12 protein-coding genes are annotated in these 14,177 nt (G+C 56.8%); 4 read left to right on the top strand and 8 right to left on the bottom strand.

Annotated features, from left to right (window positions below):
* The first annotated feature begins 89 nt into the window (after positions 1-89).
* On the top strand, positions 90-1,835 hold the full coding sequence (locus BcanWU425_RS02535; RefSeq protein WP_231189689.1) for a DUF262 domain-containing protein: 1,746 nt from the start codon (positions 90-92) through the stop codon (positions 1,833-1,835).
* An 85-nt stretch (positions 1,836-1,920) separates the two neighbouring features.
* On the opposite strand, the gene BcanWU425_RS02530 is transcribed toward BcanWU425_RS02535, so the two are convergent.
* The 6 genes from BcanWU425_RS02530 to BcanWU425_RS02505 all read right to left on the bottom strand — a co-directional run bounded on the left by BcanWU425_RS02530 (position 1,921) and on the right by BcanWU425_RS02505 (position 8,578).
* Positions 1,921-3,954 (bottom strand): DNA/RNA helicase domain-containing protein, encoded by a 2,034-nt coding sequence (locus BcanWU425_RS02530; protein ID WP_231189688.1) that lies wholly within the window; start codon positions 3,952-3,954, stop codon positions 1,921-1,923.
* Positions 3,955-4,034: 80 nt separating this feature from the next.
* Positions 4,035-4,379, bottom strand: a complete 345-nt coding sequence (locus BcanWU425_RS02525) for a phage terminase small subunit P27 family (protein ID WP_231189687.1) — start codon at positions 4,377-4,379, stop codon at positions 4,035-4,037.
* A gap of 126 nt (positions 4,380-4,505) precedes the next feature.
* Positions 4,506-6,221, bottom strand: coding sequence for a site-specific DNA-methyltransferase (locus tag BcanWU425_RS02520; RefSeq protein ID WP_326953395.1), 1,716 nt, complete (start codon positions 6,219-6,221; stop codon positions 4,506-4,508).
* A gap of 1 nt (position 6,222) precedes the next feature.
* Entirely contained in the window at positions 6,223-7,020 is a 798-nt protein-coding gene (locus tag BcanWU425_RS02515; RefSeq protein WP_231189686.1) for a helix-turn-helix domain-containing protein, read from the bottom strand.
* Positions 7,021-7,202: 182 nt separating this feature from the next.
* Complete coding sequence (locus BcanWU425_RS02510) at positions 7,203-7,412, bottom strand: helix-turn-helix domain-containing protein (RefSeq protein ID WP_231189685.1); 210 nt, start codon at positions 7,410-7,412, stop codon at positions 7,203-7,205.
* Between the two features lie 89 nt (positions 7,413-7,501).
* Positions 7,502-8,578, bottom strand: coding sequence for a hypothetical protein (locus BcanWU425_RS02505; RefSeq protein ID WP_231189684.1), 1,077 nt, complete (start codon positions 8,576-8,578; stop codon positions 7,502-7,504).
* A 361-nt stretch (positions 8,579-8,939) separates the two neighbouring features.
* Here BcanWU425_RS02505 and BcanWU425_RS02500 point away from each other — a divergent pair, with 361 nt between their 5' ends.
* The 3 genes from BcanWU425_RS02500 to BcanWU425_RS02490 are packed head-to-tail and all read left to right on the top strand — an operon-like array spanning position 8,940 to position 11,142.
* Positions 8,940-9,386, top strand: a complete 447-nt coding sequence (locus BcanWU425_RS02500; protein ID WP_231189683.1) for a DUF2924 domain-containing protein — start codon at positions 8,940-8,942, stop codon at positions 9,384-9,386.
* Entirely contained in the window at positions 9,383-10,720 is a 1,338-nt protein-coding gene (locus BcanWU425_RS02495) for a recombinase family protein (RefSeq protein WP_231189682.1), read from the top strand. The genes BcanWU425_RS02500 and BcanWU425_RS02495 overlap by 4 nt, the downstream gene beginning before the upstream one ends.
* Positions 10,717-11,142 carry a hypothetical protein gene (locus BcanWU425_RS02490; RefSeq protein WP_231189657.1) on the top strand — a complete coding sequence of 142 codons (426 nt, stop codon included), beginning with the start codon at positions 10,717-10,719 and terminating at the stop codon, positions 11,140-11,142. Before BcanWU425_RS02495 ends, BcanWU425_RS02490 begins: the two co-directional genes overlap by 4 nt.
* A gap of 160 nt (positions 11,143-11,302) precedes the next feature.
* Here the strand turns inward: BcanWU425_RS02490 and BcanWU425_RS02485 are convergent, their stop codons facing one another.
* Positions 11,303-12,265 carry a restriction endonuclease gene (locus tag BcanWU425_RS02485; RefSeq protein ID WP_231189654.1) on the bottom strand — a complete coding sequence of 321 codons (963 nt, stop codon included), beginning with the start codon at positions 12,263-12,265 and terminating at the stop codon, positions 11,303-11,305.
* The gene (locus tag BcanWU425_RS02480; protein WP_231189651.1) at positions 12,240-14,171 is read right to left on the bottom strand and encodes a UvrD-helicase domain-containing protein; all 1,932 of its coding nucleotides are present in this window, start codon (positions 14,169-14,171) and stop codon (positions 12,240-12,242) included. Before BcanWU425_RS02480 ends, BcanWU425_RS02485 begins: the two co-directional genes overlap by 26 nt.
* Positions 14,172-14,177 lie beyond the last annotated feature (6 nt).

Below are 14,177 nucleotides of genomic sequence, written 5' to 3'. Positions count from 1 at the left end.
AACTTTCTGGTGGATTCCGCATAATGGGCGAGTTTTGCGCAGCGATTAGCCAAAAAGGCGCTGCTCAGGATCTCTAGGGGGAGACGTATATGGAAGCCAACAACCGGCTATTGCCACTTTGGTTTGTGCGAATTGAAACCGGCCAATTGAAATTACCGCGCTTCCAAAGGTTCGAAGCCTGGGGCGCGAAAGAGGTAAGAGACCTACTTCAAGCCATGTTCCGAAGCCTTCCAGCCGGCGCGCTACTCACGCTGGCCGTAGGCGACATAGAAAAGTTCGTCAGTCGTCCAATGCAAGGAGCCCCCGCCCCCGCCGAGAAAGTCAACGAGCATCTTCTGGATGGCCAACAGCGTCTAACAGCGCTTTGGAAGAGTCTGCAGGACCTATATGACGATCACACGTACTTTGTCAGATGGGAGACTGACGAAGAAGGACATCGCGTCCCAAATGTTATTGGTCAGGCGCGGTGGATGAAGAACGGCGTCCGCTACCCCCTCTGGGTTGATTCCCCGCTAGATCTGTATTCTCGCGGCCTTATTCCCCTGCACCTTTTGAGACCGACAGCGACTGGCCAGGAGATCAACCAATGGTGCTTGGCGGCAACTGAAGGTGATTATCAAAAGGGAATGACTCTCGCTCAGGACGTAAATGAGTTGAGGCAGAGGGTCGCCACGTACAACATTCCCTTCCTTGCGTTGCCTGTTACCACCCCGAAGGACGTGGCACTCGACGTATTCATCAAGTTGAACACCTCGGCAGTAAAGCTCACGACTTTTGATATCGTAGTTGCTCAGGTGGAGGAGGCGACTGGCGAGTCACTCCACGATATAATCCAAAAGGTCCGAGCAACCGCCCCTGGCGTGGACCGCTACATAGCGCCCGAAGACCTCCTTTTGTCCGTTGCGGCCCTCCGCGAAGATCGTTCGCCGAGCCAGGCAAGCTACCAGAAGCTTGATTTTAGCTTGTTGGCGAGGCAATGGAATGCGATAGCCGATGGCATTGCGTTCATGATTTCAGTGCTCGAGGAGGAGCATGTCTTTGATGATGCTCGCCTTCCGACTGTTGCCGTCCTTCCGGTCTTAGCGGCACTACACAGTGATATGCCGAAGTCGGGTGACGCTAAAGGAAACGCGAGAGCTCTTGTCAGGGCCTACTTATGGCGCGCGTTCTTCACCGACAGATATACAAACGCTGCTGCGACAGCGGCACTCAAGGACTTTCGCGGCCTGCGTTCCGCCCTACGGGATGGCGTCGACAGAACAAAGATTGAGATTTTCAACACAACCGAATTTCCGCTGCCGACAGCTGACGAACTTGTCCGCGCTCGATGGCCAAAATCAAAAGATATCCTTGCGAGGGGCATCCTCGCGGCCTCATTGAGAGCCGGCGCCTTCGACCTCGCGGATGGCGTTCCCGTTTCCATTGCTCACATAAAGCTTCGGGAGTATCACCACTTGTTTCCAGACTTTCTCCTCACCCAGGATGGGAGAATGGAAGAAAACGAAAGCTACCGAGCTCTCAATTGCGCGCTAGTTACCTGGAACACTAACAGAACAATCTCGGCTAAGGAGCCGCTCAAGTATCTGCGTGAGCGAAGTGAGCGTGGCACACTAGGGGAAGATTTCGTTCGTACCCGACTCCGTTCGCACCTTATTCCTTACAATGCAATAAATGTTGGGGGTTATGCGACGATTTCTAATCTCGATGCGCGAGAGGCAAGGGTGCGAAATGATTTTGGATTTTTTCTGGCCCAGCGCGCCGCTCGACTTTTGCCAGTCGTCCACGCGCTCTGCGATGGCCACGAGGATGCATCCAGTCAATTCAGTGATGTTTAGGTGGCACCACTAAGCCGCACCGTGTGTTAACCCATCGCTACTCGACAGGAAGCGTCGCATGCATGTCGATTTTCGCGAAGAGTTGTTATTGAAGAAGTGAGCGATTGACCGATTGCCGAAAAGGCTGCACGCCACAGTCGACCAGGTAATCAGCCAGCCGGTCCATCTCGAACGGCGATCTGGTCGGATCTTCCTCATCTCCTAGAGGCACCCAAATCACCATCCCCTCACGCGCCCTGGTCAGAAGAACACGATACTTGTTGATCGTGTACTCACGCTCTCTCGTCCGCCTCACGTTAGTCCAGTTGGTCCCGCGGAACGTCCTCGGCAGGAGTTCACCGTCGCCGACTGTTAGATCCCACCCCCAACAAACGGCCACCCTGTCCAACTCAAGGCCCTGGCACTCGAATTCCGTTGCCGCAGTCTCCAAAGCAAATGACGATCGCAAATCACCTCGCGGCGCGGTGAACCATTCAGCGTAGTCCAATTCCTTCCTGAACCCGGTCGAAACTTCGAGCCCATATGGCCTCAAGCGGGAACAGCCGGAACTTGCGACCAAGCCGAAGCGCCTGGAGCCCAGGGTCGTCTTGCGTAACCACGTCCTGGCATCATCCAGGCGCCTGACGAGGGCTATCGGGAAACCGGTATAATCTATGTGTCGGCGCGCATCTTTGGGTCGCCCCGTCAGTACAGCATCAACCCAGTCGGCATGCTCCAACGCACGATGACTGCGGATTGAGCTACTCAGATGCATACTTGGCCACACCTCCGCATTCACGCCTGCGCCGTCGACACCCGCTCGCTCGATTGCGGAAGGGCTACAAATGAGCCGCCAGTTGGCATAGGACTGATTTCGAGCGGCAATCCATTCTCCAACACCAGCTTCCCCATCATGAATCTCTTGCCCGCTTCCGCAGAGAGCCACGACCATGACGCCGCCCGCATGGCGGTTCATTACTTCCAGGATTTGAGCCGGTTCGGAAGTTGCCGCAACAGGTGAGGCCAATTCGGACACAGCACCGAAGCTACGCTGTCGCGCCGCCATCTTTTGCATCTTGGCTGCATCCCAGGCGCGCTGCGCTTCATCAAAAATTACAATGCTCTCTGACGGTGGCGACTGGGTCTTTTGCGCTTCGGCAAGGTATGCATGCACGCTATGAAGCAGTGATTCGGCGTGTCGCTGCGCGATAGCTTTAGTGCAGCCTTGATGATCTTTATAGTCTGCTGCCAAAGCGGCCTTTAAGACTTTCAACAGCGGACCGTTTCCAGACAGGAAGACGCTCCGCCACCCCGCCTGCAGAAAGGCCGGGCTATGCGCGACACGAAGTCCCGTCAGCGTCTTACCGGCACCAGGAACCCCTGTGAGAAGGCACAAGGTCTTTTGGCCCCGCTCCCGAGAATCTCGCGCGATAGCCTCGATGGCCTGCATGGAGCGATCGATCGTATCGCGGTCGGCCAGCGCGGCGTTGATATCGTCCGAGCCGTGCCTGTTAAACAAACTCACCGTAGTCTCGATGACTCCAGGAATCGGACGATAGGAACTCGAGCACCACCGTTCGTGCGAAATACCGTCCGAACTCCCCTTCCCGTCGTCGTTCGCGATGCGAATTAGCAGCGCGGCGAAATCGGCTTCACCGACGCACTGTGTGTCCTCGATTAACGTCGCATCGGATGTGGGCACCACATGGCTGGACTGGGCCTCCGTTGAGCACACGATGGGAACGATCTTCCGCCCTTGGCTTTCCGCGTGATAGTAGGCCAGATCGAGACAATAGTCGGCGACTTGAGCCAAAGCGTCGCTCGTCGCTGTGGAGCTCCCTGCTTTGAACTCGACAACGGCGATTGTTTCGCGAAACAGGAAAGCAGCATCCAATCGCTTTTCTCGACGAGGGATGCGGTATTCTAAAACGACGCCGACATCCGAGTATCGTGCGTTCGCGGCGATGAGCTGTTCGCAAGCCGATTTCATAAGTCGAACGGCTTCACCCCACGACCATCCTTGCTTATGAGAGAATTGGCTGAACCCAGAAACTGCATCACTTCGAACCAGGCGGGCGAAGATTGCGTCGTCCGGCGTAATGAGAAATTCTTGAGCCGTATAGCTCGCATATGCGACCATATCGAAGAAGGATCCCGTCTTATCTGCGCAAGCATTTCTAGATTACTGGCCACTAAAGGCTCAAATGTCCACAGGGGCGCTCAACTCTCTCCATCCTCCCCATCAAAAAGTGGTAGCTGATCTTTTGGGGGCAAGGATATCCGGCTCCGGCTTGCAGGCGTGAAACCGAACTCCGACGCAATGCGCATCATGATCTCGGCCTGTCGATTAGCGATCGCTAGGTAGGGTGACTGTATCGGATATCCTGTCGGCGATTTAACCATCGTACCGAACTTCTGGATCTGCTCCATCGCTTCTGCCCACATCGCATAGGCGCCGCAGTAGGTAGCAAGGGCGCCGCGATCCAGATGAGTTATGAGGCCCAGTTTTGAAAGCTCGCCGGTCAGCCGCGCCCATTCCCGTCTGGCAACCGAATTGAGTTCCATTGGGCACTCGGGTAACGCGGGTTCGGGTCGCGGCTCGTGCAGATTAAGGGGACGCTTCCCCGGGTTGCCCGTCAAAGCCTTTATCCTTGTTGGTTTTGGACGACGGCCACGCATGTCCGTTCTCGATCACGCCACTGAACCACGAGCGCCGTCCGGAGATAGCGTCTCCTGCTCCAGCGATTCAAAAAACGCGCCATCTTGCTCGCGAATTGCCTTCTCACCTGTGAAGGCTTGCCATCGGCGGATCGCAACGTCGACGAACAATGGATCGATCTCGGATGCCAAGCAGACACGCCCACAAGATTGCGCCGCGATCAGGGTCGTTCCGCTTCCAAGGAAGGGTTCATACACCGCCTCTCCGGGACTGGAATTATTCAGCATCGGCCGACGCATGCATTCGACGGGCTTTTGGGTCGAATGCTTGGTCTCGGCATCCTGCCCGCCGCTGCTGATACTCCAGACGGTCGTTTGCTTGCGATCGCCAGTCCAGTTGCCCTTCTTCCGGACCGCATACCAACAGGGCTCGTGCTGCCAGTGATAGTCTCCCTGGCTCATGACCAAGCGCTCCTTGGCCCAGATGATCTGCGCGCGAATCGAAAAGCCGCTCTTGAGAAGACTTTCCGCTACGATGGTCGACCGTAAAGCACCATGCCAAACATAAGCGATCTCGCCTGGATATATGCCCCAGGTAGGTGCCCAGTCGGCGATCTCGTCGTTGCGGATTTTGCCGGTCCTTTTCGACTTGTTGACGCCGCGGCGATGACGCCATTCCGGGTCGTACTCGACACCATAGGGCGGATCGGTGACCATCAATTGAGGCAAGGCACCAGCCAGCAGCGAATGGACGAAAGCTGCGTCTCGACTATCGCCGCACGCAACGCGATGCGGACCGAGCTGCCAGATGTCACCGGGTCGGGAAACCGCGACCTCGACGAGCGAGGGGGTATCGTTCTCGTCCGTTAAGCCGCTTTCGACCCGTGACAGCGCGGCCGCCAACTCTTTTTTGCTGAAGCCGATGGATGCGAGATCGGCACCCAACGCAGACAGGTCGGCTAGTTCGAGGCTTAGCATCTTGCTGTCCCAACCTGAATTTAGCGCAATCCTATTGTCGGCAAGCACCAACTGGCGGCGTTGCACCTCCGTCAATCCTCGGAGGACCACGACCGGCGCCTCTGTCAGACCAAGCTTGCGAGCAGCGGCCAGCCGGCCGTGTCCCGCGATGATATCTGCGCCTTCGCTGACGAGGATCGGGTTCGAAAAGCCAAAGGCGCGAATGCTGCCGGCGATCTCGGCGACCTGGGCCGGACTATGGGTGCGCGCATTGCGCGCGTAGGGGATTAGCCGATCAAGCGGCCAGTATTCGATTTGAAGTCGTGCATTCGCTTCTTCTGGGTACGCCGCGTGTGTCATGTCTTGCCTCGGCCTTTTGCACATTGCCATGTCATCGGCGCCCCTCCCCCTAGGGAATTTCGCGACAATTGTCCGAAACCAGCGCCATTGAATTGATTCACCTTTTTGAGCAGGGCCGCGCGTGACCATCCCGAGCCGGTCAAAGGAAAATAATGGTCGGTTTTGCCTGCTGCTTACTGCGTTGAGGTAGACGCGAAGGGCAACGGAACCACCCGCGCCGAAATTGTGCTGCGTCTTCAAAGTGTTGCAGTTGGTCGCCGCACGGCTAAATGCTTGGCAGGGTGAGGCGCCCGAAATGCATCCCTCCACAGGCCCGAAAATTCGCCTGCGCTGGAAAAAAATCCCTGAATGAGAGTGGGGCCGGTCCGCAGCGAAAGCCTTCCGGGACTTTCGACCCGCCCCCCCGCTGAACACGACCTTTCCAGCGATCATCTTAGGCATCCGCATTCGTGAACGCCTTGCGCCGATCCAGCTGAACCAAAAGGAATTCAACTCCGCGGCCCCGCCGCGTCATCTCAACTTCCGTGGTTGCGTTGCTGAGATCGCTATCAATGGCATCGATCACGCCCGCAAAGACGTCGGGTGCAGAAGCTAATTGTCTCGTGAGCGCTTCATTCCATCGGCGTTCAGCCGCGATGCGTGCAACTTCGCCGTAAGATTGTTTCCCGTGAAACCGCTCTTGTGCGTTCGAATCCTGTGGGCCACTTTCGCTTTGCTTGGAGAGACTCTTGACTGCTGTCACCTCCGTTGCAGACAAGGCCCGTTGGCTTTCCTGCTGCTGCGGCGCAGATGTTAAGTCAGATTGGTTGTTAGAACAGGTTTGGGTGGCGCTGCCGCCATCACCAATGTGACATCCTGGCCCCTGCAAAGGTGACAAGTTTTGCGCCGCAGATCGAAATTGCTTCGCAAGTCTCCGCCTTTCGGCCCAGCCGTTCTCCCACGCACGAAAGCGGGCCCATATCGGCTGGTAGCTATTCCGATGAAACTTTCCGCCGTGTCGGTCGATGCGGAAATAGCCAGATCTTTCGAGAGAGCCTGTCGCGCGAATGGCGGTGCGCCGATTGATCCCGAGTAGCGTGGCGATAGTGTTGAGCGCTGGGTCGCATTGGCCCGTGCATCGATTGTAATGATCAAGGAGTGTGGCAGCTACGCGTTTCTCTGTAACGGACATATCGTCGGTGAGGCTTATTGCTTTGAAAGCAATGAGGACGTCCGATTTATTTGGTCGCATACTGCCTCCGAGGAGATGGCTCTAAGCTCTGATGTCGAGCACGAAGTCACCGACCATCTGCCAAAAGCAAGCCTCAGATTTCGGGCGCGTATCTAGTCGCAAACAAACGTGAGCCATGCGTAGAATCCATAGATGTCTCGAAGACGAACAGGCGACGGGCGACCGGGCGACCTCATCACGAATCAGCGCGCAGACGTGACGGTGTTCACTTCGATCCAAGCGAGAAGATCGCGTCGGCGGTATCGAATGGCTCGCCCGACGCGAACATAGGCAGGCCCCGCGCCTCGGCAACGCCACGCCTGCAGCGTCCTAATAGAAATTTTTAGAAAATCCGCAGCTTGCACCTCGGCAATCAGGGCATCGGGATCAATGGGGCTCTGAGCGGCTAGCATCGGTATCATCCACTATCGGTTTCGATAGCGACGAAACTGACGGCAATTGTAGTTTGGAAATAGATGCCACGAATTATTGGTGCGGGGATTTATGGCTGCAGGGATTTAATGGGACGTCCCGGCGAGGACCACTTTTCCGCCGGAGCTTGATTGACCGCATCGGTCCAAACTCGATCAAACATGCGGCTGCTGAGTGATCCCCGCCATTTGTCAAGGGCTTGCTTCCGATACGCTTCTTTCGGAGCAGGTCTCTGATCGGGGCTCTGACGCATCTCCTCGATAAGCCATTTCCTGCAAGCATCTCTGCTGGTCGTCTTGGACGTGGGCACCACCGCGGTGTTGGACGTAGTCACCACTCCGGAGGGGCCCATGAACCGGTCTGACATGTGGCCTGAGATGTCGGGGTCGATTACGGTGGGAGCTAAGTAAATCGCACGCCACCGCCCGAGAAGTCTGCTCGTTCGGTGGACGGGATCGGAGCCGTCATTCCACTGCACAAGATCTCCGGCTTTGGCGTCGAGCAGGAAATCGTGATGTGACCAAATGGTTGGCAGTATCTCCTGGTTGTCGCCTTTTACCGGATCACCCCGGGCACGCAATTTTCCACTTTGAAGCAGCTTGAGCAGTGTACCGAAACGAAGTCGCAGCACATGCCGAAATTTTCGAACCTCGTCCGGAGTGTCTCGGCTCATCAACCGGCCTAATTCACTTTCGGTCCACTCATAAGAATCGTTCTCGTCCAAAATTCCGTCATTCACGGGCCATTCGGCCGCGCCGCGGGGCTGCCAGTTACCTTCGAGAACACGCACGGTGTCGGGATCAGCCCGAATCGCCTCAATACTGAGTTGCCGCACTTCGGGGTCGTCGAGAACATAGTTCTGAAAGATGTCTCTCAATGCACTGCCGCTGATGAGCGCACAAACGTCCGGTGAATGCAAAATTGGAAAAATGAGAACTTCCGAAAGTCGCTTTTCGTCATCAAGCCAGTCATCGCCGAAATCGGAACTCAACAGTCTGCTCCACCGAACGGTTTCACCGCAGTTGTAAGCAACCAGCTTCCCGACGGCCAACAGCGAAACGATTTCCGGACGCCCATTGGTCGAATTTGTCACCCGCCTGATCGCTTCATCCAGCGTCCATCCGTGACTCTGCAGTCCGTGCGTCATATCTGCTGGCCGAATCATTCGGTCTATTTTCGCACTTTGAGCACTTCGTGGCCGGGTCGCTCGCCGTTTTTGCACAGTGTTAGTGGCTCGACGGACCTCCACCATTTGCGCCTGAGCGCGTTTGTCTTCGGCGAGCGATGCTGGCGCTAGATTTTAGGATTTCTGCCGAACAGGTTGGTCACCAACATGATCAGCCAAACCCCAGACCACATCGTAGAAATCGCCCAGGTGCTCGCAACCGCCCTCTTGCGCCTTGAAGGCCGGAAGTCCAGTCGAAAACCCACCGATTGCGGAGAAAGTTCGCTTCACTTCTCCCCCGACCAGAGCGGTGGTGTCCTCCCTACTCCCCCTGAGGCTCTTCATGACTGATCCCGTTCTAGCCCAATTGGCCGCCCTCAAGAATGCGCCGGCGTCCGCCCTGAAGGCGAAATGGCGCACATTGTTCGACACAGAGCCGCCACCCTATAACCGGCGCTTCCTGGAGAGCCGGCTGGCCTACCGCATTCAAGAACTGGCCTATGGCGGACTGAAAAAGGAAACCGTCGAGCGGCTTCGGGTGCTTTCAAAGCAATATGACGGCAAGCCAAGCGAGAGGCCGAGCGGGCGGAGTCTACGCCTGCCGATCGCCGGGACCCGTCTGATCCGGGAGTGGCAGGGAATCGGGCATTCGGTCACCGTCCGCGCTGAGGATTTTGAGTACCAGGGACGCCCCTACAGGTCCCTCTCCGCCATTGCCCGGGAGATCACAGGCGTTCGCTGGAACGGCTGGGTGTTCTTTGGGCTAAAGAACCACCGCGGTGCTGCATGACCAGAAAGCCACAGCCCGCTACGCCGGCGCCGCTGCAAAAGCTCCGGTGCGCCGTCTACACCCGCAAGTCCAGCGAAGAAGGTCTCGAGATGGAGTTCAACTCGCTTGAGGCCCAACGGGACTCTTGTGAGGCTTACGTGTCCAGCCAGCGCGCCGAGGGCTGGCTCCTCGTGCCCGACCGATATGACGACGGCGGGTTCTCCGGTGGCACCCTGGACCGGCCTGCGCTGAAGCGACTGCTCGCGGATATCGAGGCCGGCAAGATCGACATCGTCGTAGTCTACAAGATCGATCGGCTGTCACGCTCACTGATGGATTTTTCCCGGCTGGTCGAGGTCTTCGATCAGCACAAGGTCACGTTTGTTTCAGTGACGCAGTCCTTCAATACCACCACGTCGATGGGCCGTCTGACGCTAAACATTCTGCTATCCTTTGCGCAATTCGAGCGCGAGGTAATCGGCGAGCGCATCCGGGACAAATTCGCCGCATCCCGTAAGCGAGGCATGTGGATGGGCGGGTGGGCTCCGCTGGGCTACGAGGTCAAAGACCGCAAGCTGATCGTCAATGACAAGGATGCCAAGCTCGTGCGCTCGATCTTCGACCGCTTCCTGAAGGTAGGGTCGGCCACCACGTTAGCGCAGCAGTTAGTCGCAGAAAATATTCGCAACAAATACGGCAAGCTGATCGACAAGGGCATGCTCTATAAGATGCTCAATAACCCCGTCTATGTCGGTGTGGCCCTGCACAAGGGCGTCTCATACGCCGGTGAGCACAGCGGCATCATCGATCGCGAGATCTGGGACAAGGTACAGGCAAAATTTCAGGAAAACCCTCGCAAACGAGCTGCTGGTACAAGGACACAGACGCCCGCCCTGCTGAAGGGGATCATCTTCGGTCCCACTGGCGTCGCGATGTCGCCGACGCATACGCGTAAGAATGGCAAGCTCTATCGCTATTATCTGAGCCAGGCCGTCTTAAAGCAGGGCGCCGGCGATTGTCCCGTCGCACGCGTTCCCGCCGCTGAGGTTGAGAGGATCGTGATCGATCAGGTCCGCCTTCTCCTTCTCTCCCCCGAAATCATCGTCCAGACTTGGCGCAGCGCTCGCAAATCCATAAAGGGCCTGACCGAGTCTGACGTCCGCAAGTCGCTGCTGGCCTTCGAACCGCTCTGGAATGAACTCTTTCCTGCTGAACAGTCTCGTATCATTGAACTCCTCGTCGAGCGGGTTGATATCCGGCCCGACCGCGTTGATATCAAGCTCCGGATCGCGGGCGTGACATCATTGATCGGCGAGCTAGCCGGCAATTCCGCCACCCAGCAGGATGCCGCATGACGACCAGCCATCGAGCCAGCAAAGCCCTCATCAGCCAGGATGGGCGCACCGCGATGGTCAGCATTGCGGTGAGTTTTCTTCAGCGGGCCGGTCGCAAGCAGATCCTGTCTCCTTCGGGAGCGGCTCCCTGGTCGCCCGCCCCACGTGTGGACAGCGCGCTAGTCAAGGCAGTCGTCCGCGCGCACCGGTGGCGCCAAATGATCGAGAGCGGCAAATACGCCTCGTCCGCAGAACTGGCCAAAGCGGAGAAGGTCAACGATTCTTATCTGAGCCGCATTTTGCGATTAACCCTGCTCGCGCCAGACGTCATCGAGGCGATCCTGACTGGACGCCAACCCACCACGCTTCAACTTGATGAGTTGCTTAAACCTCTGCCCGCGGCGTGGAGCCAACAGCGCTCCAAGCTACGCATTCCGCAGTAGCCGTTGCCACCCTCAGAGCGGGATTTCGCTGGTCCATCGTTATGGAATTTCTGTTGTTAATTCGAGAACGGACAGTCCGTCAGTCTCTGACCCAAAGCGCCATTGGAGCGAGGCGACGTAGTCGCATTTGCCTACGAAAGCTTATCGGCGGTGACGCACCTTAGCCGGGGAATATGGCGGTCACCTTCGCGAATGGCTGCCGCTTCTCACTGTGATGCCGTGCCTTCGCAGCGATAACACGGCGCAAATCGAGGCGGCGAGTAAGGGTGAAATAGATGTCGGCTCCATCCATCATGATCAAACGCCGCGCCGTGAACGCGTCGAAACTCTCCCCTGAGAAGCCGCCGTAGCTGACGTAAAGACCCCGCGTCCAATCCGGTCGCTCGAGCAGCTTTCCCTGGAAGCCGTGAAGCATGTTCGCGTCGGCCGGCTTGTTGTGCCACTTGGCCTCGACAAGATATGTTGCGCCGTCATGTTGGAATGAGCCATCGATCTGTTCGCCGACGGTCCGAAACGACGCGTGAGCGTCGAGACCCCAGGTGTCGAACCAGCGCTTAAGAAATCGCTCGAAAGCGTAACCGCGTTGCTGGCGCGCCTCTTCCATCTGGACCAGCCCCATGAACTCGTGCTGCAACGCGGCCTGTATGCTCTCGCTCGGTTCGTCCTGCTTTTCTCGTGCCGACGCCGGCGACGGTTCGACTGACTGTTCCGCAGCAAGCGGCCTGCCGCCCAGTTTCACGATGAGCGCGCTGAATCGGGTACGGGCTTGCGGTACTTTCTCCTCCTCGCCACGCTCCATCCGCTCGGCCTCGCGGATCTCCCACAGCGCGTGCAAGGCCTTAATCACAGCGTTGGTTTGGCCGATCTCCAAGAAGCCCCACAAGCGCTTGCCCTTCGAAGTGCCGTGGATGGCGTAAGCCTCGTCATAGATATCAATGCCGATGTCTCGCGAAAAGAACGAGGCGAATGTAGCGTTGCTGAAGTTGAGCACGTAACCCCCGTACATGCCGAACAAGCTGTCGATCAGCTTCATGTCCACGGTGGAAAGGGTAGCCATCGCATGGTCCTCGATAATTCCACGATCATCATAGATCACGTCATTTTCCACCAGACCAGTTTTCACTGCGAAGTCCCTTGACCCCTGCCTCTTCGAGCAGCTTGTAGATTTCGCTTATTTTGGCGGTGCCCTGACCTTGCCGGATGGTCATAAAGAGACGTTCGCGGGCTCGTGACGCCGCCACAAAGAAAGTCGAGTGTCCCTCGTCAGGATTGTTCTTGAAACTCCACCACTGCTGATCGTCCAGGCCGAGAAGCAGAACGACATCGTACTCAAGTCCCTTGCTTTTTGTGATGGTCATTAGTGGAGCCTGGCCTTCGCCCCGATAGCGCGACAGTGCTTCATGCCATGTGACATTTCCCGTCGCGCATTCTTGGAGAAATGCTTTGGTGGCCGCGCGCACCGAATTGAAAAAATCGCCCTGTTGATACTGGGGCGCACCTACTTTCAAAGCTGAGATCCCAAAGAATGACTCTACATCGGTCAATAACGTCCCAACTTCTGCGGGCGTAACTACACTCCCAGGTGATTTGACTCGGTTTTCTGCATGGAATGCATCCAGCTTCTCCGCAATTTCCTGAATGCGCTCAGGGTCCTCGTCGGAGACCAATCCTTCCATATCGGAAAATGCCTCGAGAACGCGCACCCATACTGCGCCGCCCCGTTCACGCAGTAAGAGTTCGAAACCGTCCATAACGGTTACCGCATACGGTTCGGTCATCAAATCCTGAATCGACGCGCCGCCAACATCGCGATCTTCGTTCCGCAAGATGACGCCATGTTTGGCAAGAACCGGCGCTAAAGAGGTTTCCCAATCAGCGGCTTTTTGTCGGACCAGCAGCCCAATATTTCGTGGTGACATTCCTGATTGCAGTTCTGCGGCCAGAAACGATCCAAGCGCTTCGGCTTCCGTTGCTACGTCGGGAGAAAGTATGACGGCACATATTTTCTCCGGTGGCAGCGCAGGTGCTGGCCGAGCTGCCCTGAAGTCGGGTTCCGTCGGCGCCAGGCGGCGCTTCAACGTGTTCAGAATTTCAACAATTCGCGCGTTGCTGCGATAGTTCAACGACAGAGTAATGTGCTTTTGCCCAGCAGAGCCCCCCTGCGCCAGAAAATCCATCTTGAACACGCCAAAGCTATCTTTTTGCGCGCCCGCCCACCCCATGATCTTTTGCTTGTCGTCGCCCACCGCCGTAATGACAGTTTCGGAGCCACCAAAAATTGACTTCATCAACCCATATTGAACGCCTGTCGTGTCCTGAAACTCATCCATAAACAGGTGGCCGTATGTCGCAAGAATTGCCGCTTTGATTTGCGGATTCGTCTCGACGATCAATTGAGCAAGGCGACCGATCATTGGAAATGTAAGCAAAACCGTATTGGCCGTGAATGCTGATCGCAGATACACAAGCTGAAGGAAGCTCCCGATGTTTGGTACCATCAACGGATGGAGGACCAACTCGTGGATCGCAAGATTGAATGAATCCAGCGAAACGCCATGCACTTGCGCGCTTGTCGGCAGTTTTCCGATCGCTGAAGCGGACCAGCCAGCAGGCTGCGTATTGTCTGAAAGCGTGCCAGCCGTCGTCCGCAAGAAATCCGAAAACTCATTTCTGTTTAGAAATCGCCCGATGCGATAAGGTTTCGTTGTATTCCACGGTTCGGGAAGAGCCCGCCAAAATCGGTCAAGCAGGAGTTTGGCGAAAGCATCGAATGTCATTGAGTCGAGAAGACCGGCTTGCTCGCGTTTACAACGTCGTTGAAACCGCTCGCGTAAGTTCCGTGCGGCATCTCGCTTGAAGCTGATCGCCAGCAATCTTCGTGGATAAGCGCACGCGCCAGTTTGCAGAAGGAACACTCCGCGCTGTCCGAGCAGTTCAGTTTTCCCAGCGCCGGGTCCGGCGGTGACCAGCGTATTGCCCGTCGCCCGTACCGCTTCCAGCGCGCCGTCCTCAAGTCCTTCGATACCCAAAGGGTG

Source organism: Bradyrhizobium sp. WU425 (genome assembly GCF_021052305.1).
Taxonomy (GTDB): Bacteria; Pseudomonadota; Alphaproteobacteria; order Rhizobiales; family Xanthobacteraceae; genus Bradyrhizobium; species Bradyrhizobium canariense_D.
The sequence above is the reverse complement of the archived record's forward strand: the minus strand, read 5'-3'. Positions and strand labels throughout refer to the sequence as shown.